This window comes from Metapseudomonas resinovorans DSM 21078 (assembly GCF_000423545.1).
In the GTDB taxonomy this organism is placed as follows: domain Bacteria; phylum Pseudomonadota; class Gammaproteobacteria; order Pseudomonadales; family Pseudomonadaceae; genus Metapseudomonas; species Metapseudomonas resinovorans.
In genome coordinates this window covers 241,327-268,227 of record NZ_AUIE01000006.1, presented here as the reverse complement: position 1 = coordinate 268,227, position 26,901 = coordinate 241,327, and the positions used below count along the sequence as shown (strand labels likewise).

The following is a 26,901-nucleotide window of genomic DNA, read 5'->3' as shown; positions in this document are numbered from 1 at the left end:
CTGATGTAACAGTCACGACACGGAGATCACCATGCCTGCCCCTGCCCTCAGTGCCCAAGACCTGTCCGAGTTCCGCAACGCGCAGCAACTGGCCTATCGCTGCGCGGAAACCATCGCCGGCGAACTCAAGCCCGGGGTCAGTGAAAAGGAAGCCGCTGCCCTGATGAAGACCTGGCTGCAGGATCACGGCGTGAAGGACTGGTTCGGCCCGCGCACCGTGTTCAAGGGCTTCGACGGGCTGCGCCACTTGGGCGGCTTCAATCTGGCTTTCTATCCGGGCAAGCAGCAGCTGGAGGAAGGCATGCCCCATGCTCGCCGCGGCCAGGCCAGGCAGGTGGCCGCATGAACGCGCCACTGATGCTCGAACCCCAGCGCTTGGCCGTGAAAGGCGATGGCGTGGAACTGGCCGCCTACCGCTGGGGCAATGCCGCCGGGCCAACCCTGCTGCTGGTACACGGCTACCCCGATAACCACGAAGTCTGGCTGCCGCTGATCCGCGAGCTGGCCGCCGACTACCAGATCATCGCCTACGACGTGCGCGGCGCCGGTGCCTCGGATATCCCACGCAAGACCCGCGACTACCGCCTGGAGAAGCTGGCCAACGACCTGGAGGCCGTGATCAAGGCCGTCAGCCCGGATCGCCCGGTGCATCTCGTGGCCCATGACTGGGGTTCGATCCAGTCCTGGGAAGCGGTCACCGAGCCGCGTATCCAGCCGTTGCTGGCCTCCTACACCACGGTGTCCGGCCCCTGCCTCGACCACGTGGGCCTCTGGATGCGCGCGCGCCTGAAGGAAAAGCGCCCACGCGCGCTCGGCCAGGTGATCGGGCAGTTGGTCAGCTCCTGGTATATCGCGTTCTTCCACACCCCGCTGCTGCCGGAGTTGCTCTGGCGTGTCGGACTCGCCCGCGCCTGGCCGACCTTGCTGCGGCGCCTGGAGGGCGTGCGCGAATCACGCCCCAACCCCACCCAGGCATCCGATGGCCAACACGGCGTGAAGCTCTATCGCGCCAACTTCATCACCAGCCTGTTCCGCCCGCGCCAGCGCCCGACCGAGGTGCCGGTGCAACTGATCGTCCCCACCCGCGACCGCTTCGTGCGCCCGCAGCTGTTCCAGGACCTGGATCGATGGGTTCCACGCCTGTGGCGTCGTGAGGTGGCCGCCGGGCACTGGCAACTGATGGCCGACCCGAGCCGCCTGGCCGGGTGGATTCGGGAGTTCGTCGATCACCTCGAAGGCGGCAACGCCAGCCGTGCCCTGGATCTGGCGAAGATACGGCCCGGCAGTGGCCGCTTCGCCGGCAAGCTGGTGCTGGTAACTGGCGCTGGTGGCGGCATTGGCCGCGCCACCCTGTTGGAGTTCGCCGAACGCGGCGCCAGCGTTCTGGCTGCCGATATCGACCTGGGCGCCGCCGAACGCAGTGCCGAACTGGCCCGCGCCCTGGGCGCCGAGGCCTGGGCGTGGCAACTGGATGTCAGCGACAGCGCGCAGATGGAGGCCTTCGCCCATTCGGTACAGGCAGAGCTCGGCTGCCCCGACCTGGTGATCAACAACGCCGGCATCGGCATGGCCGGCGCCATGCTCGATACCCGAGCCGAGGACTGGGAGCGCCTGCTGCGGGTCAACCTGTGGAGCGTGATCGACGGTTGCCGCCTGTTCGCCCAACAGATGGTCGATGCCGGTAAGCGCGGGCACATCGTCAACGTCGCCTCGGCAGCGGCCTTCGTGCCGTCACGCAACTACCCGGCTTACGCCACCAGCAAGGCCGCGGTACTGATGCTCAGCGAATGCCTGCGCGCCGAACTCGCCGGCAAGGGCATCGGCGTCACCGCCATCTGCCCCGGCCTGGTCAACACCGGAATCATCCAGGCTACCCGCTTCAACGGCCTGGACAGCGAAGCCGAAGCCAAGCGCAAGGCCAAGGTGCAGCGGCTCTATCGGCGCCGCAACCTCAGCGCCGAAACCGTGGCCGCGAGCATTGCCGATGCGGTGGAGCGCAACAAGGCCGTGCAGGCGGTGGGCAGCGAAGCCCATCTCAGCGTCGCCCAATGGCGCTTCGCTCCCTGGCTGTCGCGCCTGCTGGCGCGCATGAACCTTTCTGCCTGAGGCCCTCTCCATGAGCCATGAGCATCACCGCCTGGAACAGCGCAAGGTGCGTTTCGACTTCGCCGACACGCCGCTGCATTGGGTGCCCGGCGAGCCAGAGGCCTCGCACATCATGAACACCCTGCACCTGATCCTGCCGGCTGGGGAATTCTGGTTCTGCCGGGTCTACAACAAGGCCCTGCCGCTGATTACCGATGAGCGCCTGCACGAGGACGTGCGCGGTTTCGTGCGCCAGGAAGCGCAGCACGCCCGCGCCCATGACAGCGCCCTCACGCCCTACCTGGAGCGCCACGGCATCGACCCGACGCCGTTCACCAAGGGCATCTACTGGCTGTTCGAGAAGGTGCTGTGCGACTACCCGCTGGGCGAAAACGCCGTCACCCGCTGGCTGCAGCCCTGGTGGCTGCGGCAGCGCGTTGGGCTGATTGCCGCGGTAGAACATTTCACCTGCGTGCTGGGCAACTGGATCATCACCACCCGCAGCCTGGACAACGCCGACCCGGTGATGCTCGACCTGCTGCGCTGGCACGGTGCCGAGGAAGTGGAACACCGCTGCGTGGCCCACGACCTGCACGTGCACCTGAAAGGCAGCCTGCTGATGCGCTGGTTTTACATGCTGGTGGCCAGCGGCGCGCTGATCTTCCTGTTCAGCCGCTCCATGCGCACCCTGATGCGCCAGGACCCGGCCACCCGCTACCACTGGGGCTTCCTGCGGCTCTGGCACGCCCTGGGCAAGCGCGACCTGCTCCCTGCCATGGGCAGCATCGGCGTGGCGGTGCTGCGGTATTTCAAACCGGATTTTCACCCGCGCAGCGAAGGCGATCTGCAGGTGGCGCTGGATTACCTGGCCAGCTCACCGGCCGCCCAAAGGGCAGCGGCGGAGGCGACGGGTTGACCATGTGGGAGTGAATTCATTCGCGAAGCAGACCGAAGGTCTGCCCAACAACCTCAGCCCTCTATCTGCTCATCCAGCAGCGGCAACCCCGCCGCCCGCTCAAGCAGGTCATTGGGCAGGCTCTTGCTGGCGCGGGCGCCGAGGAGCTTGAGGTTTTCCACCCGGCTGATCAGGTTGCCGCGGCCTTCCACCAGCTTGTTGCGGGCGTTGGCATAAGCCTTGTCCAGTTGCTGCAGACGGCTGCCCATCTCGTCCAGGTCCTGGACGAAGGCAACGAACTTGTCGTACAGCGCTCCCGCTCGCTCGGCGATTTCCCGGGCGTTCTGGCTTTGCCGCTCCTGGCGCCAGAGGCTGTCGATCACCCGCAGGGTGGCCAGCAGGGTGGTCGGGCTGACGATCACGATGTGTTGCTCGAAAGCCTCCTGGAACAACCCTGGATCAGCCTGCAAGGCGGCGGCGAAAGCCGCTTCGATGGGCACGAAGAGCAGCACGAAGTCCAGGCTGTGCAGGCCCTCCAGGCGCTGGTAGTCCTTCACCGACAGCCCCTTGAGGTGGCTGCGCAGGGACAGTACGTGCTGTTTCAGGGCCTGGCTGCGGGTGTTTTCGTCCTCGGCGGCGACCAGCGCCTGGTAGGCCGTCAGGCTGACCTTGGCGTCCACCACGACCTGCTTGTCCCCCGGCAACTGGATCAGCACGTCGGGCTGGAAGCGCTCGCCCTCGGCGCTTTTCAGGCTGACCTGGGTCTGGTACTCGCGGCCCTTCTCAAGGCCGGCATGCTCCAGTACCCGTTCCAGCACCAGCTCGCCCCAGTTGCCCTGGGTCTTCTGGCCTTTGAGGGCGCGGGTGAGGTTGGTGGCTTCGTCCCCCAGGCGCTGGTTGAGCTGTTGCAGGCGCTCCAGCTCCTTGCCGAGAGAGAAGCGCTCGCGGGCTTCCTGTTGATAGCTTTCTTCCACCCGCTTCTCGAAGGCCTGGATGCGCTCCTTGAGCGGGTCGAGCAACTGGCCGAGGCGCTGCTGGCTGGTTTCGGCGAACCGCTGTTCGCGTTCGTCGAAGATCTTCCCCGCCAGTTCGGCGAACTGTGCGCGCAGGTCGTCGCGGGCGGCCTGCAGGTCGCCCAGGCGCTGTTCGTGGGCCTCACGCTGTTCACGCAGTTCGGCCTCCAGTCCGGCGCGATCGGCATCCAGGCGGCGCAGCTCGGCATCCTTGCGCTCACGTTCCTGGTTCCACGCCAGCAAGGCTTCGCGGGCGCTCTGGCGTTCGACGCCGAGCAATTCGGCCTCACGGCGCAGGGCCGCCAACTCGGCCTGCTGGGCGGCATTCAGCTGGCTGAGCTCGCGGTTCTCGTCGCGGCTGTCATCCAGTTGCACGGCCAGGCCGTCCTGGGCCAGTTGGGCATTGGCCAGGCGCTCTTCAAGGAGGGTGTGTTCGGTCTGGAGGGCGGTGAGCTTGCGGTGCTGCTGCCAGGCCAGGCCCAGCAGGGGCACGGCGGCGGCCAGCAGGCCAATCAACAGGTTGGGGATATCTAGGGGCATGAGCGGCTCCGCGCTGGAATGCCGCGAGTATACCCAGCGGCGCGCGGCGCGATCAGGATTGCAGCGGGAGGCGGCTGAGCAGGCGTTTGGCTTCGTGGGACCCCTGGGCAGCGGCCTGTTCCAGCCAGTGGCGGGCTTGTTCCGGCTCGTTGATGCGCGGCTGGCTGCACAGGCGGCCCAGCTCGAGCTGCGCACGGCGATCACCGGCACGGGCGGCCTGTCTCAGCATGTCCAGGCCGATGCGGCGGTCACGCTGGTTGCCGCAGTCGCGGCAGAGCATTTGCCCGAGACGGCTCTGGGCCGCCACCACACCTTCTCGTGCCGGCTGCTTGAGCAGCTTGCCGGCGAACCGCTTCACGCTCGGCGTCTGGCCCAGGCGCGGGCTGTCCAGCAGCCAGAGGGCGACTCGGGTCGGCAAGGTTTGCTGATTGGCAATGGAGTCGGCGGGAACGCGGTACTTCATGAAAAAAGAGGCAGGTGGCCGGAAAGGCGCGCAACTCTACTCCTTTTTCGTAGCAGGTAAAGTCTTGCAATTGCCGCAGGTCGCGTTCTAGAGCAAGTGCTCGGGACAATCCACAGAAGCTGTGGATAACTCTGTGAAGAAGATGCTCGAAACGTCACCAAGTGCCTATGCAGCGTGGCTTCCGCTCAAACTGATGATTTTTTCACCAATTATAAAAATCCTTATTTTTCATGCACTTACGAATTCATCATAGAGAATCAAGCGCTTACAGGGGATTTCGGTAGCCGTTTGCGAGGCTGCTTCGCGACTGTGCACAACTTGAAACTGTCAATACCCTGCCCGCCCCGTTGCGGGGCATTTTCCTCGGAAAGGCGGCTAGAACCTATGTTGCACGGGTGTTCCAGACGACGACGAATGGCATGAAATGGGGCCGCCGGGTCTTTCGCCAAGCTGGTACGAGCGTACTTTTGCGCCAACTCTGTGCACAGGTTCGTCCCTTCTTGTACGGACCTGTTTCCCGACACCGCGCTTGGCCCCTTAGAATGCGTCGCCTGCCCCTTCGACCTCGACGTTCCCCATGGACAAAGCCCGTATCCATCGCCTGATCCTCGACAAGCTCGCCGCCGACCTGCACGTGCTGCAACGCGCGGCGCAGACTGCCTACGAGGCGGCGACCCACGCCGAGAACATCGCGGAAAACAAATACGACACCCTTGGCCTGGAAGCCTCCTACCTGGCCACCGGCCAGGCCCGCCGGGCCGCGGAGATCAAGCAGGCGCTGGGGCTGTTCGAACACCTCAATCTGCGCCCCTTCGATCCCGCACGCGGCATTCAGCTCAGCGCCCTGGTGCTACTGGCGGCAGAAGACGGCAGCGAGCAGCGGTTGTTCCTCGGCCCCGAAGCCGCTGGCCTGAAAGTGGTGGACGACGGCGAGGAAATCACGGTGATCAGCCCCCGTTCGCCTCTGGGCCAGGCCCTGCTGGGCAAAGTCGAAGGCGCAGAGGTGACGCTGACCATTGGCAACGGCAGCCAAACCTTCGAGGTGCTGGAGGTACACTGAAACAGCCGCCCATCGCCTCGGAGGCTCCATGGCTCGCCCACGTCGCATCCTGCGCATCAGCTTCAATCCTGCGGTCCTGACCCTCAGCGTCGCGCTGGGAGTCTGGCTCGGCTTTATCGCCATCAGCCTGACCGCCTACCTCGGCTACCAGTTCTACATGGCCGATAGCGAGACCCCGGTTGCCCAGGTCTTCACCCCACCACCCGCGTCACCGCCGCAGCCGGCGCCAACGCCACCGAGCACGGGCGAAGAACGCCTGCAGACGTACGAGGAGCGCTACAACGCCACCCAGCGCGCGGACAACGAGCGCCTGGAACGCCTGGAGGAGCAGCGTCGGCTGAACGATGCCAAATGTCAGTTCTGGACCGAGCAGTACCGAAACGCACCCACCGAGAAGGCCAAGCGCAACATGGACCAGGAGTGCGGATAGGCGTCTCGTCTGATTCCATCGTGCCAGCCGACCAAAGGCAGCCGGCTTCAAGTGACCGTCACAATGGCGCGGCTAGACTCCGGTTGTGCGTCCTTCACTTTGGCGCCAGAGGCGGTTTGCAATGGGTCCCGAATTCTTCATAGCCCTGATGATCATGGGTTGGCTGCTGGCAGCGGTCGCGCTGCTGTGGGCCATGCTCAGGATCTCTCACCATCACCACCATCACCACAGCCGGCCTTCGCCGCCCCACTCCTCCCGCTCGTTCCGGCGGCACAAGGCGAAAGACTCTCCGATTACTCCGCACTGAACGTCTTGTAGAACGGGGGTGCAATGCGCCCCTTGGCGAATGAGTTCGCCCCTACAAAATCCACCAAAACGTCGGCATCTTCGGCGAAATACGCATTTTTGTGGACGCCGCTCTTCGTAGGATGTGGTTGAGCGCAGCGAAACCCATCAGTGCTGGGCGATGGGTTCGCAAGCCCTTCCCATCCGGATGGAGCGTCTGCCTAGTGGAAATCCCGGCTTTTCACATCAAGGCCGCTGAGCAGCGGCGTGAGGTCGTGCAGGCGTCGGGCAATGAGGTGGCGCACGCCGTCCACCGACTCCAGGCGGCCATCCACCTGCAGCAGTTGCGAGCCCACCAGCACACGGCGCTGGCGTTCCGCCAGGTCGTGCCAGACCACCACATTGACCATGCCGTGCTCGTCTTCCAGGGTGACGAAAATCACCCCGCTGGCGGTCTGCGGACGCTGCCGACCCACCACCAGGCCGGCGACGCTGACCTGCCGCCCATGTTCCACCGCCAACAGTTCCCGCGAACTGCGGCAACGCCGCTTGCGCAGCGCACTCCGTAGCAACGCCATGGGGTGCGGCCCGAGGGTGGTGCCCAGCGTTGCGTAGTCAGTGAGCATGTCTTCAGCCACGCTGGGTAGCGGCAGCGCCACTTGCGCTTCCTCCTGCTCCGGCAGATCGGCGAAGAGTGGCGCCTGCACCTCCACCCCGGCCATCGCCCAGCGCGCTCGATGGCGATGACCGGCCAGATCGCGCAGGGCGCCGGAATCGGCCAGCAGTTCGCGAGCGCGAGCATCCAGATGGGCGCGTTGGCTGAGGTCGCTCACACTGCTGAATGGCGCAGCCTGCCGCGTCACCTCAATGCGTCGTGCATCGTCCTCGCGAAAGCCTTTCACCATGCGCAGCCCAAGACGGATGGCCGGTTCGCCCCCCAACGCCAGCGGCTCCAGCGAGCAGTCCCAGTCGGAGTGCTGCACATCCACCGGACGCACTTCGATGCCATGACGGCGGGCGTCCTGCAGCACCTGGTCGGGGCTGTAGAACCCCATGGGCCAGCTGTTGATCAAGGCGCAGGCGTAGGCGGCCGGCTCGTGGCATTTCAGCCAGCAGCTGGCGTAGGTGAGCAGGGCGAAACTGGCCGCATGGGACTCGGGAAAACCGTAGCTGCCAAAGCCCTTGATCTGCTCGAAGATCCGCTCGATGAACGCCTGTTCATACCCCTTGGCGAGCATTCGCGAAGTGAGCCGCTGGCGATGGTGCTCCAGGCCGCCGTGGCGCTTCCAGGCCGCCATGTTGCGGCGCAACTCATCGGCCTCGCCGGGGGTGTAGTCGGCGGCAACCATGGCCAGTTGCATCACCTGTTCCTGGAACAGCGGCACGCCGAGGGTCCGCTCGAAAACGGGAATGAGTTCTTCCTTCGGATAGGTCACCGGCTCTTCCTTGTTACGCCGGCGCAAGTAGGGATGGACCATGTTGCCCTGGATCGGCCCCGGCCGGACGATGGCGACCTGTATCACCAGGTCGTAGAAGGTCCTGGGCTTGAGGCGCGGCAGCATGGACATCTGCGCCCGCGACTCGATCTGGAATACGCCGATGGTGTCGGCGCGGCTGATCATCTCGTAGGTGGCGGTGTCTTCCTTGGGCAGCGTGGCCAGGGTCCATTGGGTGCCGCGATAGCGCTCGATCAGGGCGAAGCAGCGACGTAACGCGCTGAGCATGCCGAGCGCCAGCACGTCCACCTTGAGCAGCCCCACCAGATCGAGGTCGTCCTTGTCCCACTGGATCACGGTGCGCTCGGCCATGCTGGCGTTTTCCACCGGTACCAGGCTGTCCAGCGGCGCTTCGGAAATCACGAAACCGCCGGGGTGCTGCGAGAGGTGGCGGGGAAAGCCGATCAGTTCGTTGGTCAGCGCCAGCACTGGGCGCAGCACCGGGCTGTCGGGGTCGAAACCCACCTCGCGCAGGCGCTCTGCCGAGGGGGCCTGGTCGCTCCAGCCGCCACAGCAGTCGGCCAGGGCGTTGACCTGGTCGGGCGGCAGCCCCATGGCCTTGGCCACATCGCGAATGGCACCGGCCCCGTGATAGGTGCTGACCACGGCGGTAAGCGCCGCCCTGCCCCGCCCATAACGGCGGAACACGTACTGGATGACTTCCTCGCGGCGTTCGTGCTCGAAGTCGACGTCGATGTCCGGTGGCTCGTTGCGTTCCCGGGACATGAAGCGTTCGAACAGGAGTTCAGTGGCATCGCATGGGTTCAATTCGGTGATGCCCAGGGCAAAGCACACCACCGAGTTGGCCGCCGAACCGCGCCCCTGGCAGAGGATGTTCTCTCTGCGGGCGAACTCGACGATGTCATATACCGTGAGGAAATAGCTTTCGTAGCCCAGCTCGGCGATCAGTGCGAGCTCCTTCTCCACCAGCATCCGGGCTTTCTCCGGCGCACCATCGGGCCAGCGGCGGACCAGCCCCTTCTCGGTGACGATACGCAGCCAGGTGGTGGGGCTTTGGCCGTCCGGCACCAGTTCACGGGGATACTGGTAGTTCAGTTGGTCCAGGTTGAAACCGCAACGGCGAGCGATGCGCACCGATTCGGCAAGCAGCTCCGGCGGATAGAGACTGGCCAGCACTTCGCGGCGACGCAGGTGGCGCTCGCCATTGGGGAACAGCCGGTGCCCCGCTTCGGCCAGGGTGCAATGGTGGCGCACGGCAGTCATGCAATCCTGCAGGGCGCGGCGGCCACGGGCATGCATATGCACATCGCCGGTAGCCACCGCAGGAATCCCGAGGCGTTCGGCCAGGCCCAGCAGTCGAGCCAGGCGGCTGGCGTCATCCGGACCCTGGTGCAGCTCCACTGCCAGCCACAGGCGTTCGGGGAAGCACGCGCGCAGCCAGGGGCCTTCATGGTCGTCGTCTTCCCGGTCGGGCACCCAGATTGCCAGCAAGCCGTTGGAGGATTCGCTCAGGTCCTCACGAAGTAATCGGTATTCCCCCTTCTTCGCCCGCCGCCGGGCCTGGGTAATGAGCCGGCAGAGGTGCTGGTAACCCGTCAGGTTCTCCACCAGCAGTACCAGCTTGGGCCCGCCATCGACGCGCACCTCGCTGCCGATCACCAGGGGCAGCTCAACCTTCTTCGCCGCCTGCCAGGCGCGGACGATACCGGCCAGGGTGCATTCGTCAGTGATCGCCAGGGCTGCGTAACCATGACGCGCTGCCCGCTGGAACAATTCGTCGGCACTGGAGGCGCCGCACTGGAAGCTGAAATTGGACAGGCAATGCAACTCGGCGTAGGCGCTCATGCGAACCAGCCGTGCAACAGCAACGGCCCCTCCCCGTTCACCGCCCGGAAGGCCCAACCACGCTGGCCGCCACGGGTTTCCACCAGGTAGTAATCACGGCGTACATCGCTGCCATCCCACCAGCCGGACTCGATGCGCTCGGGGCCGGCCAGGATGCGCACGCTGCCCTCCCGCAGCAGCACCGGGTCACGCAGCAGCCAACCGGGACGCGGTGGGCCAGCCAGGATCGGCGCCTGCGGGGCATCGACGTCCAGCTGCCAGGCGCATTCGGGACGGTGATCGGCACGAGCGGCCAGGCTGTGCACGGCATCGTCCCCCAGGCGTGCCCGCAGACGTTCGCGCAATTGCTCCCAGGGCAGGGATTGGTGCGGGCGCTCATCGAACAGCTCACGCCGTTCCGGCACGAAGGCCGGTAGGTCCCGCGCCTGCAGGCGGAAAGCACGCACCGGCGCCGGTACCTGCAACTGCTCCAGGCGCCCACGAGCCAGTTCGAAGAGCATGGCCGCCTCGCGCTCGGCGCTGAGCAAACCCACTGGCACCTGTGTGTCCGGGATGTCGCGGTGTTCCAGATAGAGGGTGAAGCGCTGTACCCCGCTGTCGCGGCTGGCGAGGAAGGCGGCCAGGTCGGCGGTGAGACGGCGCAGGGGAAAGAGCAACGCCTGGTGGGATTCCACCTCGAAATTCAGCTCGATACGCAGGTCGAACTCATCCGGCGGCCGGTAGCACTCCAGCGCCAGCGGACGCTCGCCGAGCAGGGTATCGAGGTGCTGCAGCACCTCGGCCGGAAAGCGCCGGGCGACCGTGCTCCGGGGCAGCGCCAGCACCTGCTCGACCGTACGCAGGCCCATGCGGATGAAAGCGGTAACGGTTTCCCGAGCCAGGCCAGCTCGCTCCACCGGCATCCGCCCCAGGACCTCGCGCAACTCACCCTGGTTCGCCACTGCCAGGCCATCGTAGGCATTGGCCAACATCCGCGCCGCCACCGGGTTGGGCGCCACTACGATGCGGTGGCGAAACCCCAGGGCCGCCAGCTCCCCCCGCAGTCGAGCCTCGAAGCGCGGCCACGGGCCGAACAGGGCGAAGCTGGATTCCACCTCCAACAACAGGCAACGCGGATAGCGCAGGCTGACCTGGGAGCTGAAGCCATAGGCCCAGGCAGCGAGCAATTGCTGCCAGCGCTCGATGGATGCCGGGTCGTATTCCACCAGGGTGAAATCGCGGGTCAGGGCATGGGCAGCAGTCAATGACTGCCCGGGACGCAAGCCCAGGCTCCTGGCCGCCGGGTTGAGCGCACGCAGCACGCGGCGCTGGGGGGTGCCGGTCACCAGCGCCAGGGGCGACTCGGGGTCGGGGTGGCCGCGCAGCACGCCATCCAGCGCCAATTGCGGCAGCAATATGCAGGCCCAGCGCATGAAGATTTACCGAGCCAGAGCGATGGGCGCGGCAGGTGGCAGCCCACCCCGGCACTTGAGCACCCGCAACTGCGCCGGCTGTCCATCAACGGCAACGCGCAGGGCCGCTGGCGAGGGGTTGAGGGCGGCATCGAGCGGCCGGTAGGCAAAGGCCAGGGTCTGCCCGGTTTCGGCGGCCACCTGCAAGCGGCGCAGGGCACGGTCGTCGGCCTGCTGCGGCCAGCAGAGCACGGCGCCGCAACTGCCGGAGCGCAGGCATTGCTCAGCCGCCCAGAGCGCATCACGGCCGCTGGCCTCCACCAGCGCCAGCCAGCGCAGGTCCACGCCGGCTGCCCGCCAGGCCTGTGGATAAGGAATATGCGGTGGCGCCACCAGCACCACGCGCTCGGCACTGGCGGTCAGCCGCGCCAGCGTGGGCCAGAGCAGGCGCAACTCACCCAGGCCCGCGGCTGGAACCAGGATTTCACTGAGCGCGGCTTCAGGCCAGCCACCACCCGGCAGCACGCTGTCCAGAATGCGATGGCCGGTGGGTTGCTCGCGGCCGGCCGGCTGCGCACCGGACTGACCTTTCCAGACCCGCCGCTCGTTGAGCAGGGCGTCGAGGGCAACGACAGCGCCCATCAGGCCCGTCCATTGCCGGTAGAGAAAAACGGCAGCCCCGGGGAAGGGCTGCCGAAAGGGCCAGGAACAATCATCAAGGCCATTGGGGGAAATCCTAAGAATACTGTACTTATATACAGTAAATAGCAGAGACTTCTCCCGGTCAATCCAGAAAAGACAGAAGGCCTGCGGGAGCGCGTGGCTCCTTGTAAAGAACGTGCATTTTGTTGCCTTTTTCGCAGAATTTCACCGCAGATATACAGCCACCTGGCCATTAAACAGGTTGCCATCTCATGTCATTCACCCCTGCCAAGGCTGCGCAGGACCTATGCTCAATCCATCCCCGGATACAGGAACCTGCCATGTGCGGCCGCTATGTCAGCCCCTCGGAACGCGCCATCGAAGACTACTGGCACATCGGCGCCCGCGACTCCGGACGCTGGATCCAGAGCTTCAACGTGGCGCCCTCCAGCATCGTCCCGATGCTGCGCCTTGACGAACAGGGCGAACTGCAACTGGCATCCGCCCGCTGGGGCCTGATCCCTGCCTGGTGGAAGGAAGCGAAGCCACCGACCATGTCCTGTAATGCCCGCAGCGAAGAAGCCGCCAGCAAGCCCCTTTGGCGACAGAGCCTGCGCACCCAGCGCTGCCTGATGCCGGCCCTGGGTTGGTATGAGTGGAACCCACGCGAGGAAGTCCGCAACGCCCGCGGCCGACTGGTCCACCAGCCCTATTACCTCTACAGCCCGAACGACGCCGTGCTGGCATTCGCCGCCATGTGGGCCACCTGGCACGCCCCGGATGGCCAGCCCATCACCTCCTGCGCCCTGCTCACCCGGGAAGCCGCCCCCTCCATCGGTGCGATCCACAACCGTATGCCAGTGGTCCTGGCATCCGAGCAGTTCGATCTGTGGCTGGCGCCCGATACAACTGACGAGCAGGTACAGCGCGCCATGGCCACGGCGCGCAGTGACTTCGTGGGGCGTGCAGTGTCCACGCGGGTAAATGATGTGCGCAATGATGATGAAGGGTTGATCGAGGGAGTGGCCGAGCCGCCGTCCTGAAGCCAGTCAGAACCCCTACGAAAGCCTACTCACCAACAGCCAGCCGCAATCGGGCCGGCGCCAACGTTGGACTCGCAAGGCGTGAACAGCAGGTTGTGTACGCGCTGATTGCCATCCGCTCAGCCAGCTCGAGCCGCGCAAAATCCGCCATCTGGTCATCCGACCAAGGGACTGTCGCTTCTTCCAGGAAGGCCACCATGGCGATATGCGCGGCAGATGCGTTCAGAGAGAGCTGACGCAGCTCTGCCCAGTAATCCGGTTCGATCACGAATCGCTCCTGGTGCACCACATTGTCAGATGCATTTGATAAGCAATAGCGCACGAACGTCAGAATCTCCAGGGAAAATCCGATGACTGGTGGAGAGGCGGAAGAAAAACGATCTTCAAGACCAGTAATCGCCCGGCCAAACAATGGCGAACGTCGGGAATACACTTGATTCGCATAGGCAGTGGTCACCGGGGGGGAGGATTCTCGCCCCTCCCGTCGATTACCTCCGCTCCCAGGCGCCCTGCCCGAACGGCCAGCCGGCCACACACCGGCCGGCCAAATGCACCAGCCTGGAGCAACCGCCATGAAAAACATGACCCCTGGCCCCTCTTCAGCATCGATCCGTAGCGGCAGTTTGGTGCTTCTTTCCGCCCTGCTGGTCGCAACAGGCTGTACGCACAACCCCGACATCAGAGCCAGCCGCGACGGAACCTCCGGCATCACGACCAGGGCGAACCCTGACTACATAAGCTGCGTGAAGGACGGTATTCGGCAAGACGCCCAGACCTTCACCACGGAGGAAAGTGGCAAGACACTGCTGTTCGTTGGCAGCACTGAACCCGACAAGGCATCCGGGCTTGTCGAACTCACCAGCGGCCAAGGCCAGAATCACTACTCCGTGTACCAGCGCAATGCCTGGCAGGACAAAGGGCGGCTGATCAATGCGGCGCGGATGTGCTCCAGTGCTTAGGGCGCTGGGCCTCTTCAGTCCTTGAAAGCAACAAAGCCCCGCAGACCTTTGTCTGCGGGGCTTTGCATGTATGACAGGAACACAGCGATCTGAGCCCTGAAAGGCAGCGGCTCGCTGCGTCACAAACTCACGCGGAACTCAGGGCGCGTTCGGATTCATCCAGGTGCTCCAGCAATTCCGCCCTCGCCGCATCCCGCAGGCTGATAGCCCCCGACCAGCCGGGCCCTTGCGCCAGCAATGGCGCGCACAGGCTGACGTGGATCGCTTCCCTCAACGGGAACCACTGGCCGTCACGCAGTACCGTGCGCGTGCCACGGATGGCGACCGGTACCAGAGGAACGCCCGCATTCGCGGCGAGCATGAAGGCGCCCATGTGGAAGGGGCGCAGACCCTGCGCGCGGCTGAAAGTCCCTTCCGGGAAGAACACCAGGGCCTGGCCAGACCCCAGCGCCTCGGTCAGGGCCTCACTGTCCGCGACGCTGCGTTGCAGGTCGAAGCGCTCGACGAAGCGCGCGCCGAGCTTGCGCAGGAACAAGCCCGCGATCCACTGGCTGGCCAGCTCGCGCTTGGCAACGAAGGCGAACCGTGGCGGCAGCGCCGCGCAAAGGATGACACCGTCGAGGTAGCTGGCATGATTGGCGGCCAGCACGCTCGGCCCACTCCTTGGCATGTGCTCCACGCCCTCGACGCTGAACGGCACCCCGGCCAGGCGCACAAACAGACGCGCGGCCAGCTGGGTAAAGACGCGGCACCAGCGCTGACTCGGCAGTATCACCACGCCCAGCCAGGTCAGCGGCGCGACCAGCCAGAACAGCAGCCAGATATAGACGGCGTACGGTAGGTTACGGCCCGATCGCCAAGCACGTCCGAGATAGCCGTGGAGGGTCTGCGCCAGCAAGCGCAGTACCTGGCGCCACGGGGCCAAGCCAGGCCGACCCACTTCGTCACGCAGGTACAGCTCGCGGCAGGCGGCCCGGCGGATCTTGCCGCTGGAGGTTTTGAGCACGCTCCGGGGCGGCGCCAGGACGATGTCGTCAGGCGGCACTCCGGCAAGGTCGACCACCACTCGATTGATCGCCTGACGCAAACGCTGCCGCGCAGCCGGGTCCTTCTCGGCACTTTCCGCCATCACCACCAGTCGATCGGTGCCCGTGGCCGGATCCGGGCTGCCGAATACCGCAATGCAGCCCTTCCGCAGGCCCGCGAGGCCTCCGACAGCCGCTTCGACATCGTAGGGGTAGATGTTGCGTCCAGCGCGGATGATCAAGTCCTTGGACCGCCCGGTGACGTAGAGCTCGCCATCAGCCATGTAGGCCAGGTCGAGGGAGTCCATCCAACCATCGCGCAGCACCCGGTGAGTCTCCTCCGAAGCGCGGTAGTAACCGGCGCTGGTGGACGGCCCGCTGAGTTGCAGACGGCCTTCCCGGCGCTCGGGCAACTCGATGCCATTGCCATCGACTATGCGCAGTTGGTGGCCCGGCAAGGGCCGGCCGCAGGAGGCGAAGCTCAGGGTGGCGCCGTCGTCGATTTCTGCGGGAAGGGCCTGCCCCCGGACCTGGAAAGCCTCGCGCTGCACCCGATCGACCCGCAGCCCACGCCCCAGTGGCGGGAAGGCTACACCCAAGGTGCCTTCGGCAAGGCCGTAGACCGGTGCCAGCGCACCGGGCTCCAGGCCGTAGGGGGCAAAACGCTCGGCAAAGCGCTGCAAAGTGCCCGGGTTGACCGGCTCAGCGCCATTGAGGGCTAGGCGCCAACTGCTCAGGTCCAGCCCTTCGAGCTCGGCGTCATTGATCTTGCTCAGGCACAGTTCGTAAGCGAAGTTGGGGGCCGCCGACAGGGTGCCGCGAAAACGATGGATCTCCCACAACCAACGTGCCGGCCTGGCCAGGAAAGCCAGCGGCGACATCAGCACGAGGCTGAAGCCGTAGTACAGGCTGCCCAGCCAGGCGCCTATCAGCCCCATGTCGTGGTACATGGGCAACCAGCTGACGAACACATCCCGCGGCCCCACCTGGAGCGAAGTACCCATCGCGCGAAGGTTGGCCAGCAGGTTGGCATGGCTCACCATCACTCCCTTGGGCTGGCCGGTGCTGCCTGAGGTGTACTGCAGGAAAGCAATATCTGCGGGTAGCCGCGTCGGCGTCATGCATTCCTGTTCCTCGCCCTCCAACTCGGCCACGCTGACGACTCTCGCAAGGCTCGGAACCTGGGACCGGAGCAACTGGGCAAGCAGCTTCGCCTCCGTCACCGTGACCAGGACCCTGGCCTCGGCATTGCGCAGAATGCCAGCCTGGCGCCGCAGGTGATCCTCGATCTGCGACAGGCGCAACGGCGGGTAGATGGGCACCGGGATGCCACCGGCCAGCAGGATGCCGAAGAAGCCCCGAAGAAAATCGCGACCGGTCGGCAACATCAGCGCCGCGGTTTGTCCGGCGCGCAATCCACCGCGTTGCAGCCCCGCCGCCACCCGCCGCGCTTCGCGCTGCAAGTCCCCGTAGCTGATGTCCTCCGGGCGGTCGCCATCACCCAGCAGGCGCACATGGGTATGCCCTGGCTGATGATCTGCATGCCAGTTCAATACATCGACCAGGGTGCGTGCGGTATCCGGGGCCTGCCACTCGACGATCTCGGGTGCAACGGGATCTGCCGTGGAGGCTGGCTGGCCAGACTGGCCGGCGGAGCGGCCGCGTAGCACCTGCAGCACATCCGCGGGTGTATTGGCCGAGGCGAACAGCTCCTGCGGCAGACGCACGCCGAACTCGTGTTCGATACGCGACCAGAGCTCGACCCGCGCCAGACTGTCCACGCCTAAGTCGCGGTCAAGCACGCTGTGCAAACTGACGCGCAATCCCGGCGCCGCTTGTGGCCGCAACTCGGCCACGGTGCGCTGGACGACTCCGAGCAGTTTTTCCGCTTCCTCATCGAAGCCAGGAACGCCGTGGGTTACCGGAGGCGGATGAGACATCGAAGGCCCTCGCCAGGAAGGAAACTCGATGCCTTCCAGTATGCGCCCATGCCGGCGCTTTCGGACCTGTCGAAGACTTTCGACACTTCTTCGACAGTTGGCAGAAGCCAGAACGCAAAAACCCCTGAAACTCTAAGAATTTCAGGGGCTTAGGCTATCGAATATGGCGGGAAGATAGGGATTTGAACCCTAGGTGCCATTGCTGACACAACGGATTTCGAATCCGTCCCGTTCGGCCACTCCGGCATCTTCCCGAACGGCGCGCATCATACCAGCTCAGTGGCAATTGGCGAAGCCCGGGGCGCGATTTTTTCGCGTGGTTTCAGATGGTTGCGAGAATGGGTAGTCCCAGCGACAGAATACATCCCTCACCCCCAGCCCCTCTCCCACCGGGAGAGGGGAGAAAAAACGGCTCAGGAAGTCAGCTTGGTCAGGGCTTCGCGGTATTTGTCGGCAGTCTTCTGCGCGACATCGGCGGGCACGGCCGGGGCCGGTGGCTCCTTGTTCCAGCCGGTGGATTCCAGCCAGTCGCGGACGAACTGCTTGTCGAAGCTCGGCGGGTTCTTGCCTTCGACGTAGCTTTCCACCGGCCAGAAGCGGCTGGAGTCGGGGGTCAGCACTTCGTCCATCAGGGTCAGGGTGCCGTCTTCGTCGATGCCGAACTCGAACTTGGTGTCAGCGATGATGATGCCGCGGGTGGCGGCGTACTCGACAGCGGTGCTGTACAGGGCAATGGCGGTGTCACGGACCTTGGCGGCCAGTTCCTTGCCGATGATGCTTTCGCACTGTTCGAAGGAGATGTTCTCGTCGTGGTCGCCGACAGCGGCCTTGGTCGAGGGGGTGAAGATGGGTTGCGGCAGCTTGGAGGCCTCTTTCAGGCCGGCCGGCAGCTGGATGCCGCAGACGGTGCCGGTCTTCTGGTATTCCTTCCAGCCGGAACCGACGATGTAGCCACGTACGATGGCTTCGACGGCAACGGGCTTCAGGCGCTTGGCCACCACTGCGCGACCTTCCACCAGGGGTAGTTCGGCGGCGGGCACCACGTCTTCCACTTTGTCGCCAGTGAAGTGGTTAGGCACCAGACCGGAGAGCTTGTCGAACCAGAAGTTGGAGATGGCGGTGAGGATCTTGCCCTTTTCCGGAATCGGCTGGTCGAGGATCACGTCAAACGCGGAAAGGCGGTCAGTGGCGACCATCAGCATGCGCTTGTCGTCGATTTCGTAGAGGTCACGGACCTTGCCCGAGTAGATCTTCTTCAGACTGAGGGTGGTGGGTGTGCTCATGTCGTTTTCCGCCTTTATCAAACGAAACAGGCGAAACCCGGGGGTTTCGCCTTGTTGTTTCCACGTCGCGCCGCCAAGCGGCGCTGATTAGCCGAGGTTTTCCTGGATCAGGGTCAGCACGCGGCGCGCCACATCGGCAGGCGCCACAGTGTTGATGTCCTTCTCCACGGTGACCTGCACGCTGTCGCCAACGCGGGTCAGGCGCACCTGGTAACGCTCGGCGCGCGCCTCGATCTCTTCCTCGCTGGGATCGCTGCCCCACAGGCGACTGAAGAAGCCAGGCTTCTCGTCTTCCTTCGAGGCACCTTCCGCGAGGTTGATGTAGTAGACACCCAGGCTGCGGTTGAGGTCGTCGACGCGGACGTCGCCCGTTTCCAGCGCACGGCCGACGCTGGACCAGGAGCGGTCGAAGTCGGCGCCGAGGCTGAGCATGGGGTTGCCGTTACCGTCTTCGGACAGGGTCACACGGCTCGGCGCATCGAAGTCGCGCGCGGCGAGCAGGGACACGGAACCGCCCTGTTCGGCGCTGCGGGCCATGCTGGCGAGCATTTCATCCAGCAGCGCTGCTTCGAGGCTCGGGCTGTCGGAACGGCTCGGCCAGCCGGTGTCGGCGGAGCTGCCGGCCGGACGGGTGGTGGTCAGGACGAAGATTTCGCTGGTATTGCGCTGCACGCCTGGCTCGATACGTACGCGAGCGCGGATTTCGCTGTCCGGCTCGACCCCGCTGACGCGGCTACCCAGACGACGGGCCAGAGGGCCCGAGAGCTGGTCGAGGCGTTGCCAATCGGTACTGAATTCACCGGTCTGCGGGCGCTCGTCGGCGATGCGGAATCCGCCGTCTTCGAAGAACTGGCGAGCCACTGGCCAGACTTCCGCCGGCACACGCTGGGCAACCACCCAACGGGAATCGCCGCTTTTCTGCAGGCTGTAGTCACTGACCTCACCCTTGGCCTGAAGAGCCAGCGGGCGGGGTACTTCGAATTCGCCTTCGGCACGGCTGTCGGCGACGTTCATCGGCACCGGCAACAGCGGGTCGAGGCGCTTGGCGTCAGCATCCGGGGGAAGCTGCATAGGTGCGGTCTGGCGTGCTTCCAGATAGTCGCTGCCACGGTCGCGGAAGTAGCCATCTTGGCCCCAGAGCCAGCCGCAACCGCTGGTACTGGAAATGATCAGGGCGAGAGCGGAGAGTCCGGCCAGTCGCTTCATGCGGAATGTTTCCTTGGAATTAGGCCAGTACGCCGGTCTGGCGCATGGCTTGGCGCAGAGGCTCGTGGCAACGCGGGCTGAGCCAGGTCAACGGCAGACGGATGCCGTCGGGGATCAGACCCATTTCGTGCAGGGCGAACTTCACCGGAATGGGGTTGGACTCGATGAACAGTGCCTTGTGCAGCGGCATCAGCTTGTCGTTGATGGCACGGGCGGCGTCGGCTTCGCCACGCATGGCGGCGGCGCAGAGATCGGCCATGGCGCGCGGAGCGACGTTGGCGGTTACCGAGATGTTGCCCTTGCCGCCCATCAGCATCAGTTCGACAGCGGTGGCGTCATCGCCGGAGTAGACGAGGAAATCCTTGCTGACACGATTCAGGACTTCCTGACCGCGCTGCAGGTCGCCAGTGGCTTCCTTGATACCGATGATGTTGCTGATCTTGGACAGGCGCTCGACGGTCTCCGGGAGCATGTCACATACGGTGCGGCCCGGTACGTTGTAGAGGATCTGCGGGATGGCCACGGCTTCGGCGATGTGGCGGAAGTGCTGGTACAGGCCTTCCTGGGTCGGCTTGTTGTAGTAGGGGGTCACCAGCAGGCACGCGTCGGCACCGACGTTCTTGGCGGCAGCGGTGAGTTCGACCGACTCACGGGTGGAATTGCCACCGGTGCCGGCGATCACCGGGATGCGGCCATTGACCTGGTCGACGACGCGGCGGATCACTTCGACGTGCTCGGTGACGTCGAGCGTGGCGGACTCGCCCGTGGTGCCGACGGCGACTATGGCGTTGGTGCCCTCTTGAAGATGGAAGTCAACGAGCTTGGAAAGGCTGTCCCAGTCCAATTGACCCTGTGCATCCATGGGCGTAACCAGTGCCACCATACTGCCCGCAATCATGCAACCGCTCCTGCCGGAAAAAGAGAGCCGTAATGGTACTGTCGGCTCTGGCCTTGCACAAGGTGAACGCAAGCGCCGTCAGGCGGTTACAGCATTTCCCTCGGCGCTGCTTTTCGCTAACCTTCTCTGTTTGAACAGCGCGGCCCCGGCCGCCCTCCCCTCTTTAGGAATGCTGCATGTCCACCACCCCGCCCCGCGAACAGTTCCTTCTGATCAGTGCCCTGGGCCGTAACCCGACGGAGCTGACCAACGTGCTGTGCCGCGCCAGCCAGGAAAACCGCTGCGCCGTGGTCAGCAGCCGCCTGACCCGCCACGGTGAGTTCTGCGCCATCGTGTTGCAGATCTCCGGCAGCTGGGACGGCCTCGCGCGACTGGAAGCGGGACTGTCGGCGCTGTCAAAACGCCATGGTTTCACCGCCAACGTAACCCGCAGCAACGCCCTGGAGATACGTCCCCAGGCCCTGCCTTACGTGGCCTATGTCAGTGCCGCTTATCGCCCGGACATCCTCAACGAGCTGTGCCAGTTCTTCGTCGATCATCGCGTCGAGCTGGAGAACCTCACCTGCGACACCTATCAGGCGCCGCAGACCGGCAGCACCATGCTCAACGCCACCATCACCGTGACCCTGCCCGCCGGTACCCAGATCAGTTGGCTGCGCGACCAGTTCCTGGACTTCGCTGACGCCTTGAACCTGGATGCCCTGATCGAACCCTGGCGCCCGCAACACCCTTGAGGAGTCGTTAAACATGGCAGTTTCCCTGGATAACCCCATCGCTGACTTCACCGTTCAGGCCACCAGCGGCCTGGAAGTCACCCTGTCGGCCCTCAGGGGCAAGCAAGTGGTGCTCTATTTCTATCCGAAGGACAGCACGCCCGGCTGCACCACCGAAGGCCAGGGCTTTCGCGACCAGCACGAGGCCTTCCTGGCTGCGAACACAATGATCTTCGGTGTCTCCCGCGACGGCATGAAGTCCCACGAGAACTTCAAGTGCAAGCAGGAGTTCCCCTTCGAGCTGATCTCCGACAAGGATGAATCACTCTGCCAGCTGTTCGACGTGATCAAGCTGAAGAAGCTCTACGGCAAGGAATACATGGGCGTTGATCGCAGCACCTTCCTGATCGACGCACACGGTGTGCTGCGCCAGGAATGGCGCGGCGTGAAAGTGCCAGGCCACGTGGACGCCGTACTCGCCGCTGCGCAAGCGCTGAACCAGGGCTGACGCTCCGCCCCAATGAAAAAAGGCCGCAATCGCGGCCTTTTTTTCATTGCAGTGCCACACTCTGTGGCCCTGCACGGGGCCAGGCGTCCAGCACTGCCTTGAACAGGGTCGCCAGTGGGATCGCGAAGAACACGCCCCAGAAGCCCCAGAGTCCGCCGAACAGCAGCACAGCGCAGATGATCGCCACCGGGTGCAGGTTAACCGCCTCGGAGAACAGCAGCGGCACCAGCACGTTGCCGTCCAGGGTCTGGATCACGGTGTAGACCACCATCAGGTAGATGAACTGGTCGCTCCAGCCCCACTGGAACAGCGCGATCAGCGCCACCGGCACTGTGACCACCATCGCGCCAATGTAAGGCACCACAACCGAAAGCCCCACCAGCAATGCCAGCAGCGCCGAATAGTTGAGCCCCAACCAGACGAAGGCCACATAGGTGACCGCGCCACAAATGACGATCTCGATCACCTTGCCGCGGATGTAGTTGGCGATCTGGGTATTCACCTCATCCCAGACCTGGGTCATCAGCCCGCGCTCACTGGGCAGGTAGCCGCTGATCCAGCGCCCTATCAACGCGCGGTCCTTGAGGAAGAAGAACACCAGGATGGGCACCAGGACCAGGTAGATCATGATGTTGACCAGCAGTGGCAAGCTGGAGAGCGAAAAGGTGAGCGCCCACTGGCCGAACTTGGCCACTTCGCTGCGGGTAACCTCGATGGCCTTGAGCACCTGCTCGTCGGTTACCAGGTGCGGGTAGCGCTCGGGCAGGAGCAGCAGCAGCGACTGCCACTCGCCAAGCATGCCCGGCAGCTCCTGGAACAGGGTGCTGAGCTGCTGCCAGAGCAACGGCACCAGCACACCGAGAATCAGCGCCAGGACGCCGATGAACAGCGTGAAGACGACCCACACCGCCAGGGTCTGCGGCAATTGCAAACGTTCCAGCAGGTTGACCAGCCCCTGCATGAGGAAGGCCAGCACCATCCCCGCCAGCACGGGCGCAAGCATGTTGCCGAGGGTAAGGACGGCCGTGAAGCCGAGAACCAGGACCACAGCCAGCACCACAGCCTCTTCATCGGAGAAGTAGCGCTGGATCCAGTCGCGAAGCACCTTGAGCATCGGAAATCCTTGGATGGCCCGCTATACGGGGCCAGGGGGTCAGGCCTTGCGCAGCCAGTAGCGGAATACGCCGTCTTCGACCTCTTCACGCAACAACTGGTGCCCGGCCAATTGCGCAAAGGCGCGGAAATCGCGCTGGGAGCCGGCGTCCGTGGCAATCACCTTGAGAACCGCGCCACTGGGAAGGCGATTCAGCTCGAGCTTGGCCTTGAGCAAGGGCAAGGGGCAATTCAGGCCACAGGCATCCAGCTCGACGTCGAAAGCATCTGTTCGACTGGCAGTGTCAGTCATGGTGAGTCTCCGGAGAAGGTACCTGGCGACCGCCCTGGGCAGGTCGCAGGGCGGGAATACTTGAGCGGGCGGTTAGGATACCCAAGGCAGAGCGCCGCTGGCCAGTTGGCCGCGCTGGAGGCTAAAGTTACGCCTTTGCCGCCAACGAGCCCAGTGCATGAATTTTCTGCGCCCCACTCTGCTGACGCTTGCCTGCCTTCTTGCCTCGCCCACCATGGCCGACGACTTGCCGTCGCTGGGGGACTCCAGCTCTTCCATCGTATCCCCGGAACAGGAACATCAACTCGGCCGGGCCTGGTTGAGCCTGCTGCGCGGCCAGGTGCCGCAACTCAATGACCCGCAGCTCAAGGACTACGTGGAAACAAGCGTCTACCGCCTGGCCGAAACCAGTCAGCTGCAAGACCGACGCTTGGAGTTCGTGCTGCTCAACAGCCCGCAGCTGAACGCGTTCGCGGCACCTGGCGGCATCATTGGCGTCAACGGCGGTCTCTTCCTCTATGCCCCCACCGAGGCCGAGTACGCCTCGGTACTGGCTCACGAACTGGCGCACTTGTCGCAGCGCCATTTCGCCCGTGGCATCGAGGCCCAGCAGCGCATGCAGATACCGGTGATGGCCGCCATGCTCGCCGGCATCGTTGCCGCTGCAGCCGGTGCCGGTGACGCCGGCATGGCGGCCATCATGGGCACCCAGGCCGCCGCCATCCAGGAGCAGCGCCGCTTCTCCCGACAGAATGAACAGGAAGCCGACCGCATCGGCCTGCTCAACCTCGAGAAGGCCGGGTATGACCCACGCGCCATGCCGCGCATGTTCGAACGCCTGATGCGCCAGTACCGCTATGACGCCAAGCCGCCGGAATTCCTCCTCACTCACCCGGTGACCGAAAACCGAATTGCCGACACCCGCAACCGCGCCGAACAACTACCGCCCGGTGGCGTCGAGAACAGCCTGCGTTATCAGTTGATGCGCGCCCGTGTTCAGTTGATGTTCGAGGAAACCCCGGGCATCGCCGCCAAACGCTTCCGTGCCATGCTCGACGATGATCCTAAACTGGACGCGGCCCGTTACGGCCTGGCCATTGCCCAGATCAAGGGTGGCCAGCTCAACCAGGCCAAGGAGCACCTGGCACCGCTGCTGGCCAAGGCGCCGAACGAAATCGTCTACAACCTGGCCCAGGTGGACCTGGACATCACAGCCAATCGCATAGCCGACGCCCAGCAACGCGTCGACCGCCTGCTCGGCCAGTACCCTAACAACTACCCGCTGAAGCAGATGCGCAGTGACCTCCTGCTCAAGCAAAGCAAGCCGAAAGACGCCGAGAAGGTACTCGATGGCCTGCTCAAGAGCCGCCCGAACGATCCGGACGTGTGGTATCAGGTGGCCGAGGTACGCGGCCTGGCTGGCAATACCATCGGCCTGCACCAGGCGCGCGCCGAGTACTTCGCCTTGGTGGGCGACTTCGACCAGGCCATCGAGCAGTTGGATTTCGCCAAGCGCCGCGCCGGTGGCAACTTCCCGCTGGCCGCGCGCATCGACGCCCGCCAGCAAGAGCTGGTCCAGCAGCAGAAGATGCTCAAGCAGATGATGCGCTGATCATCGTTGAGTGGACCAACGTCCACTTAGAAACGGAAAAGCCCGGACTGGTCCGGGCTTTTTTTCGAGGTAGATCAGGCGTTGCCGGCCTGCTTCAGGCGTGCAGCCTGGGTGAAGTCCAACATGCGCTTGAGCGGCTTGACCGCTCGTGGGATCAGCGCCGGGTCGACGAAGATTTCGTTGGTGCCCTCGCGCAGGCACTGCAGGGTGCGTTCCAGTGTATTCATGGCCATCCACGGGCAGTGGGCGCAGCTGCGGCAAGCCGCGCCATTACCAGCAGTGGGGGCCTCGATGAACTGCTTGTCGGGGCAAAGCTGCTGCATCTTGTAGAAGATGCCGCGGTCGGTGGCGACGATGAAGGTCTTGTTCGGCAGGGTCTGCGCAGCCTTGATCAGTTGGCTGGTGGAACCCACCGCGTCGGCCAGATCGATAACGGCCTCGGGGGACTCTGGATGGACCAGCACTGCAGCCTCCGGGTACAGGGCTTTCATATCCTGCAGCTGCTTGGCCTTGAACTCTTCGTGGACGATGCAGGCACCGTCCCAGAGCAGCATATCGGCACCGGTTTCGCGCTGGATGTAACGACCCAGATGCTGGTCTGGCGCCCAGATGATCGTTTCGCCGTTATCCATCAGGCTCTCGACGATCTCCAGGGCGCAGCTGGACGTTACGACCCAGTCGGCTCGGGCTTTGACCGCCGCCGAAGTGTTGGCATAGACAACCACAGTGCGCTCAGGGTGCTGGTCGCAGAAGGCCGAGAACTCGTCGACCGGACAACCCAGGTCCAACGAGCAAGTTGCCTCCAGCGTGGGCATCAGCACGCGCTTTTCCGGGTTGAGGATCTTCGCGGTCTCGCCCATGAAGCGCACACCAGCGACGACCACGGTCTGTGCCGAATGCTGGTTGCCGAAGCGGGCCATTTCCAGGGAGTCGGAAACGCAGCCACCGGTTTCTTCAGCCAGCGCCTGGATCACCGGATCGCAGTAGTAGTGCGCAACCAGCACGGCATCCCTGGCCTTCAGCTCAGCAGCGATGGCGGCACGAAAGTGCGCCTCCTCCTCGGCCGTCAGCTGCTTGGGCTGCTTGGCGGCAAGATGGGCCTGGACCAGAAAGCGTTCGGAAAGCTGTGTCATAGGAGCTGAACCTGCGAGCGCGATGGCGCGAAATCGATTATACACCCGCCCCCTGTGGCCACTGCGCCACGGGAGGGTCGCGGATGATAACGCAGATTTGGCGACGCCGGGACAGCCGCGGCAAGCACCTTTCGTCTGTCGCGACCGGTGAGTTTCAACGAGAAAGTTCGCCACCCGGAAACGAAAAAGCCCGCCTTGATAAGGCGGGCTTTTGAAGGTGGTGGGTCGTGTAGGATTCGAACCTACGACCAATTGGTTAAAAGCCAACTGCTCTACCGACTGAGCTAACGACCCAACGCGAGGCGCATGATACTGATTTTATTCAGGAATTCAACACCTCTCCTCGAAAAAAATTATTGATAGCGCGTTGGGTCCTGAACGCCGGCCGCTACGAAGCCCGCCGCACGCAGCCTGCAGCTGTCACATTTCCCGCAAGCGCGACCATCGTCGTCGGCCTGATAGCAGGACACCGTCAGCCCATATTCCACACCATGACGCAGACCGGCCTGGACGATCTCCGCCTTGCTCAGGTTCTGCAGCGGCGCCTGGATACGGAAGCCCTCCCCCTCGACACCGGCCTTGGTGGCGAGGTTGGCCATGCGTTCGAAGGCTTCGACGAACTCGGGGCGGCAATCCGGGTAGCCGGAATAGTCCACTGCGTTGACACCGATGAAGATGTCTCGAGCGCCGAGCACTTCAGCCCAACCGAGGGCAAGGGACAGGAAGACGGTATTGCGTGCCGGTACGTAGGTGACCGGGATGCCCTCGGTTGGGCTCTCCGGCACATCGATGGAGGTGTCGGTCAGGGCGGAGCCGCCGATGCCGTTCAGGTTGAGGCCGATCACCTTGTGCTCCACCACGCCCAACTGGCGGGCGACGCGCTCCGCCGCATTCAGCTCGGCGCGATGACGCTGGCCGTAATCGAAACTCATGGTGTAGCAGGCGTAGCCCTCGGCGCGGGCCAGGGCGACCACGGTGGCCGAGTCCAGGCCGCCGGATAACAAAATGACCGCTTTCTTCTCGCTCATGGGGGTATCCCTCGATATCGGCCTGCCTCGTACCCAAGGCACAGGCAGGCAAGGTGCGCAATC

23 protein-coding genes, 2 tRNA genes and 1 pseudogene are annotated in these 26,901 nt (G+C 64.4%); 10 read left to right on the top strand and 16 right to left on the bottom strand.

Going from position 1 to position 26,901, the window contains the following annotated elements; all coding sequences use genetic code 11:
• Positions 1-31: 31 nt before the first annotated feature.
• The 3 genes and pseudogenes from G559_RS0107350 to G559_RS0107340 form a co-directional block, all read left to right on the top strand.
• Positions 32-307: pseudogene (locus G559_RS0107350) on the top strand (M24 family metallopeptidase); the annotation flags it as partial.
• A 35-nt stretch (positions 308-342) separates the two neighbouring features.
• Entirely contained in the window at positions 343-2,106 is a 1,764-nt protein-coding gene (locus G559_RS0107345) for an SDR family oxidoreductase (RefSeq protein ID WP_028627627.1), read from the top strand.
• 10 nt (positions 2,107-2,116) lie between these two features.
• The gene (locus G559_RS0107340) at positions 2,117-3,001 is read left to right on the top strand and encodes a metal-dependent hydrolase (protein WP_028627626.1); all 885 of its coding nucleotides are present in this window, start codon (positions 2,117-2,119) and stop codon (positions 2,999-3,001) included.
• 53 nt (positions 3,002-3,054) lie between these two features.
• Here the strand turns inward: G559_RS0107340 and rmuC are convergent, their stop codons facing one another.
• On the bottom strand, positions 3,055-4,533 hold the full coding sequence (gene rmuC, locus G559_RS0107335; protein ID WP_028627625.1) for a DNA recombination protein RmuC: 1,479 nt from the start codon (positions 4,531-4,533) through the stop codon (positions 3,055-3,057).
• Positions 4,534-4,585: 52 nt separating this feature from the next.
• The gene (locus G559_RS0107330) at positions 4,586-4,996 is read right to left on the bottom strand and encodes a tetratricopeptide repeat protein (protein ID WP_028627624.1); all 411 of its coding nucleotides are present in this window, start codon (positions 4,994-4,996) and stop codon (positions 4,586-4,588) included.
• 577 nt (positions 4,997-5,573) lie between these two features.
• Between G559_RS0107330 and G559_RS0107325 the strand changes: the two genes are divergently transcribed.
• Positions 5,574-6,056: a GreA/GreB family elongation factor gene (locus G559_RS0107325; protein ID WP_028627623.1), complete on the top strand. Its 483-nt coding sequence runs from the start codon at positions 5,574-5,576 to the stop codon at positions 6,054-6,056.
• A gap of 28 nt (positions 6,057-6,084) precedes the next feature.
• Entirely contained in the window at positions 6,085-6,486 is a 402-nt protein-coding gene (locus G559_RS0107320) for a hypothetical protein (RefSeq protein ID WP_028627622.1), read from the top strand.
• A gap of 506 nt (positions 6,487-6,992) precedes the next feature.
• Here the strand turns inward: G559_RS0107320 and G559_RS0107315 are convergent.
• The 3 genes from G559_RS0107315 to imuA are packed head-to-tail and all read right to left on the bottom strand — an operon-like array spanning position 6,993 to position 12,106.
• Positions 6,993-10,073, bottom strand: coding sequence for an error-prone DNA polymerase (locus tag G559_RS0107315; RefSeq protein ID WP_028627621.1), 3,081 nt, complete (start codon positions 10,071-10,073; stop codon positions 6,993-6,995).
• The gene (locus tag G559_RS0107310) at positions 10,070-11,485 is read right to left on the bottom strand and encodes a Y-family DNA polymerase (RefSeq protein ID WP_028627620.1); all 1,416 of its coding nucleotides are present in this window, start codon (positions 11,483-11,485) and stop codon (positions 10,070-10,072) included. Before G559_RS0107310 ends, G559_RS0107315 begins: the two co-directional genes overlap by 4 nt.
• 6 nt (positions 11,486-11,491) lie before the next feature.
• Positions 11,492-12,106, bottom strand: coding sequence for a translesion DNA synthesis-associated protein ImuA (gene imuA / locus G559_RS0107305; protein WP_028627619.1), 615 nt, complete (start codon positions 12,104-12,106; stop codon positions 11,492-11,494).
• A gap of 341 nt (positions 12,107-12,447) precedes the next feature.
• Between imuA and G559_RS0107300 the strand changes: the two genes are divergently transcribed.
• Positions 12,448-13,149, top strand: coding sequence for an SOS response-associated peptidase (locus G559_RS0107300; RefSeq protein ID WP_028627618.1), 702 nt, complete (start codon positions 12,448-12,450; stop codon positions 13,147-13,149).
• 25 nt (positions 13,150-13,174) lie between these two features.
• On the opposite strand, the gene G559_RS30270 is transcribed toward G559_RS0107300, so the two are convergent.
• Positions 13,175-13,606 (bottom strand): hypothetical protein, encoded by a 432-nt coding sequence (locus G559_RS30270; RefSeq protein ID WP_155945683.1) that lies wholly within the window; start codon positions 13,604-13,606, stop codon positions 13,175-13,177.
• A 115-nt stretch (positions 13,607-13,721) separates the two neighbouring features.
• Between G559_RS30270 and G559_RS0107290 the strand changes: the two genes are divergently transcribed.
• Positions 13,722-14,108 (top strand): hypothetical protein, encoded by a 387-nt coding sequence (locus G559_RS0107290; protein ID WP_028627616.1) that lies wholly within the window; start codon positions 13,722-13,724, stop codon positions 14,106-14,108.
• A gap of 127 nt (positions 14,109-14,235) precedes the next feature.
• Here G559_RS0107290 and G559_RS0107285 read toward each other — a convergent pair whose 3' ends face one another.
• The 5 genes from G559_RS0107285 to dapA form a co-directional block, all read right to left on the bottom strand.
• Positions 14,236-17,073: an AMP-binding protein gene (locus tag G559_RS0107285; protein ID WP_028627615.1), complete on the bottom strand. Its 2,838-nt coding sequence runs from the start codon at positions 17,071-17,073 to the stop codon at positions 14,236-14,238.
• Positions 17,074-17,237: 164 nt separating this feature from the next.
• A tRNA-Ser gene (locus tag G559_RS0107280) sits at positions 17,238-17,327 on the bottom strand.
• Positions 17,328-17,486: 159 nt separating this feature from the next.
• A complete protein-coding gene (locus G559_RS0107275) occupies positions 17,487-18,356 on the bottom strand; it encodes a phosphoribosylaminoimidazolesuccinocarboxamide synthase (protein WP_028627614.1) in 870 nt (289 codons plus the stop codon).
• Positions 18,357-18,443: 87 nt separating this feature from the next.
• Positions 18,444-19,562, bottom strand: a complete 1,119-nt coding sequence (gene bamC / locus G559_RS0107270) for an outer membrane protein assembly factor BamC (protein ID WP_028627613.1) — start codon at positions 19,560-19,562, stop codon at positions 18,444-18,446.
• 19 nt (positions 19,563-19,581) lie between these two features.
• Positions 19,582-20,460, bottom strand: a complete 879-nt coding sequence (gene dapA / locus G559_RS0107265) for a 4-hydroxy-tetrahydrodipicolinate synthase (protein WP_028627612.1) — start codon at positions 20,458-20,460, stop codon at positions 19,582-19,584.
• 176 nt (positions 20,461-20,636) lie between these two features.
• Here dapA and G559_RS0107260 point away from each other — a divergent pair, with 176 nt between their 5' ends.
• Both G559_RS0107260 and G559_RS0107255 read left to right on the top strand, forming a co-directional pair.
• Entirely contained in the window at positions 20,637-21,194 is a 558-nt protein-coding gene (locus G559_RS0107260) for a glycine cleavage system protein R (RefSeq protein ID WP_028627611.1), read from the top strand.
• Between the two features lie 13 nt (positions 21,195-21,207).
• Entirely contained in the window at positions 21,208-21,681 is a 474-nt protein-coding gene (locus G559_RS0107255) for a peroxiredoxin (protein ID WP_028627610.1), read from the top strand.
• Positions 21,682-21,724: 43 nt separating this feature from the next.
• Here G559_RS0107255 and G559_RS0107250 read toward each other — a convergent pair whose 3' ends face one another.
• The gene (locus G559_RS0107250; protein WP_028627609.1) at positions 21,725-22,795 is read right to left on the bottom strand and encodes an AI-2E family transporter; all 1,071 of its coding nucleotides are present in this window, start codon (positions 22,793-22,795) and stop codon (positions 21,725-21,727) included.
• Between the two features lie 39 nt (positions 22,796-22,834).
• Positions 22,835-23,086, bottom strand: coding sequence for a sulfurtransferase TusA family protein (locus G559_RS0107245; protein ID WP_028627608.1), 252 nt, complete (start codon positions 23,084-23,086; stop codon positions 22,835-22,837).
• Positions 23,087-23,243: 157 nt separating this feature from the next.
• On the opposite strand from G559_RS0107245, the gene G559_RS0107240 reads away from it, so the two are divergent.
• Positions 23,244-24,677, top strand: coding sequence for a M48 family metalloprotease (locus tag G559_RS0107240; protein ID WP_028627607.1), 1,434 nt, complete (start codon positions 23,244-23,246; stop codon positions 24,675-24,677).
• A gap of 74 nt (positions 24,678-24,751) precedes the next feature.
• Here the strand turns inward: G559_RS0107240 and nadA are convergent, their stop codons facing one another.
• The 3 genes from nadA to queC all read right to left on the bottom strand — a co-directional run bounded on the left by nadA (position 24,752) and on the right by queC (position 26,838).
• Positions 24,752-25,810: a quinolinate synthase NadA gene (nadA, locus tag G559_RS0107235; RefSeq protein ID WP_028627606.1), complete on the bottom strand. Its 1,059-nt coding sequence runs from the start codon at positions 25,808-25,810 to the stop codon at positions 24,752-24,754.
• A 218-nt stretch (positions 25,811-26,028) separates the two neighbouring features.
• Positions 26,029-26,104, bottom strand: a tRNA-Lys gene (locus G559_RS0107230).
• A 59-nt stretch (positions 26,105-26,163) separates the two neighbouring features.
• Positions 26,164-26,838 carry a 7-cyano-7-deazaguanine synthase QueC gene (gene queC, locus G559_RS0107225; protein ID WP_028627605.1) on the bottom strand — a complete coding sequence of 225 codons (675 nt, stop codon included), beginning with the start codon at positions 26,836-26,838 and terminating at the stop codon, positions 26,164-26,166.
• Between the last annotated feature and the right edge of the window lie 63 nt (positions 26,839-26,901).

Excerpts from the sequence above, each read along its gene's own strand:
- G559_RS0107310 (WP_028627620.1), bottom strand. The coding sequence starts at position 11,485 with ATGCGCTGGGCCTGCATATTGCTGCCGCAATTGGCGCTGGATGGCGTG.
- G559_RS0107240 (WP_028627607.1), top strand. The coding sequence starts at position 23,244 with ATGAATTTTCTGCGCCCCACTCTGCTGACGCTTGCCTGCCTTCTTGCC.
- bamC (WP_028627613.1), bottom strand. The coding sequence starts at position 19,562 with ATGAAGCGACTGGCCGGACTCTCCGCTCTCGCCCTGATCATTTCCAGT.
- G559_RS0107285 (WP_028627615.1), bottom strand. The coding sequence starts at position 17,073 with ATGTCTCATCCGCCTCCGGTAACCCACGGCGTTCCTGGCTTCGATGAG.
- G559_RS0107345 (WP_028627627.1), top strand. The coding sequence starts at position 343 with ATGAACGCGCCACTGATGCTCGAACCCCAGCGCTTGGCCGTGAAAGGC.
- G559_RS0107260 (WP_028627611.1), top strand. The coding sequence starts at position 20,637 with ATGTCCACCACCCCGCCCCGCGAACAGTTCCTTCTGATCAGTGCCCTG.
- G559_RS0107325 (WP_028627623.1), top strand. The coding sequence starts at position 5,574 with ATGGACAAAGCCCGTATCCATCGCCTGATCCTCGACAAGCTCGCCGCC.
- G559_RS0107250 (WP_028627609.1), bottom strand. The coding sequence starts at position 22,795 with ATGCTCAAGGTGCTTCGCGACTGGATCCAGCGCTACTTCTCCGATGAA.
- queC (WP_028627605.1), bottom strand. The coding sequence starts at position 26,838 with ATGAGCGAGAAGAAAGCGGTCATTTTGTTATCCGGCGGCCTGGACTCG.
- G559_RS0107290 (WP_028627616.1), top strand. The coding sequence starts at position 13,722 with ATGAAAAACATGACCCCTGGCCCCTCTTCAGCATCGATCCGTAGCGGC.
- nadA (WP_028627606.1), bottom strand. The coding sequence starts at position 25,810 with ATGACACAGCTTTCCGAACGCTTTCTGGTCCAGGCCCATCTTGCCGCC.
- G559_RS0107330 (WP_028627624.1), bottom strand. The coding sequence starts at position 4,996 with ATGAAGTACCGCGTTCCCGCCGACTCCATTGCCAATCAGCAAACCTTG.
- G559_RS0107245 (WP_028627608.1), bottom strand. The coding sequence starts at position 23,086 with ATGACTGACACTGCCAGTCGAACAGATGCTTTCGACGTCGAGCTGGAT.
- rmuC (WP_028627625.1), bottom strand. The coding sequence starts at position 4,533 with ATGCCCCTAGATATCCCCAACCTGTTGATTGGCCTGCTGGCCGCCGCC.
- G559_RS0107255 (WP_028627610.1), top strand. The coding sequence starts at position 21,208 with ATGGCAGTTTCCCTGGATAACCCCATCGCTGACTTCACCGTTCAGGCC.
- G559_RS0107275 (WP_028627614.1), bottom strand. The coding sequence starts at position 18,356 with ATGAGCACACCCACCACCCTCAGTCTGAAGAAGATCTACTCGGGCAAG.
- G559_RS0107315 (WP_028627621.1), bottom strand. The coding sequence starts at position 10,073 with ATGAGCGCCTACGCCGAGTTGCATTGCCTGTCCAATTTCAGCTTCCAG.
- G559_RS0107340 (WP_028627626.1), top strand. The coding sequence starts at position 2,117 with ATGAGCCATGAGCATCACCGCCTGGAACAGCGCAAGGTGCGTTTCGAC.
- G559_RS0107300 (WP_028627618.1), top strand. The coding sequence starts at position 12,448 with ATGTGCGGCCGCTATGTCAGCCCCTCGGAACGCGCCATCGAAGACTAC.
- dapA (WP_028627612.1), bottom strand. The coding sequence starts at position 20,460 with ATGATTGCGGGCAGTATGGTGGCACTGGTTACGCCCATGGATGCACAG.
- G559_RS0107320 (WP_028627622.1), top strand. The coding sequence starts at position 6,085 with ATGGCTCGCCCACGTCGCATCCTGCGCATCAGCTTCAATCCTGCGGTC.
- imuA (WP_028627619.1), bottom strand. The coding sequence starts at position 12,106 with ATGGGCGCTGTCGTTGCCCTCGACGCCCTGCTCAACGAGCGGCGGGTC.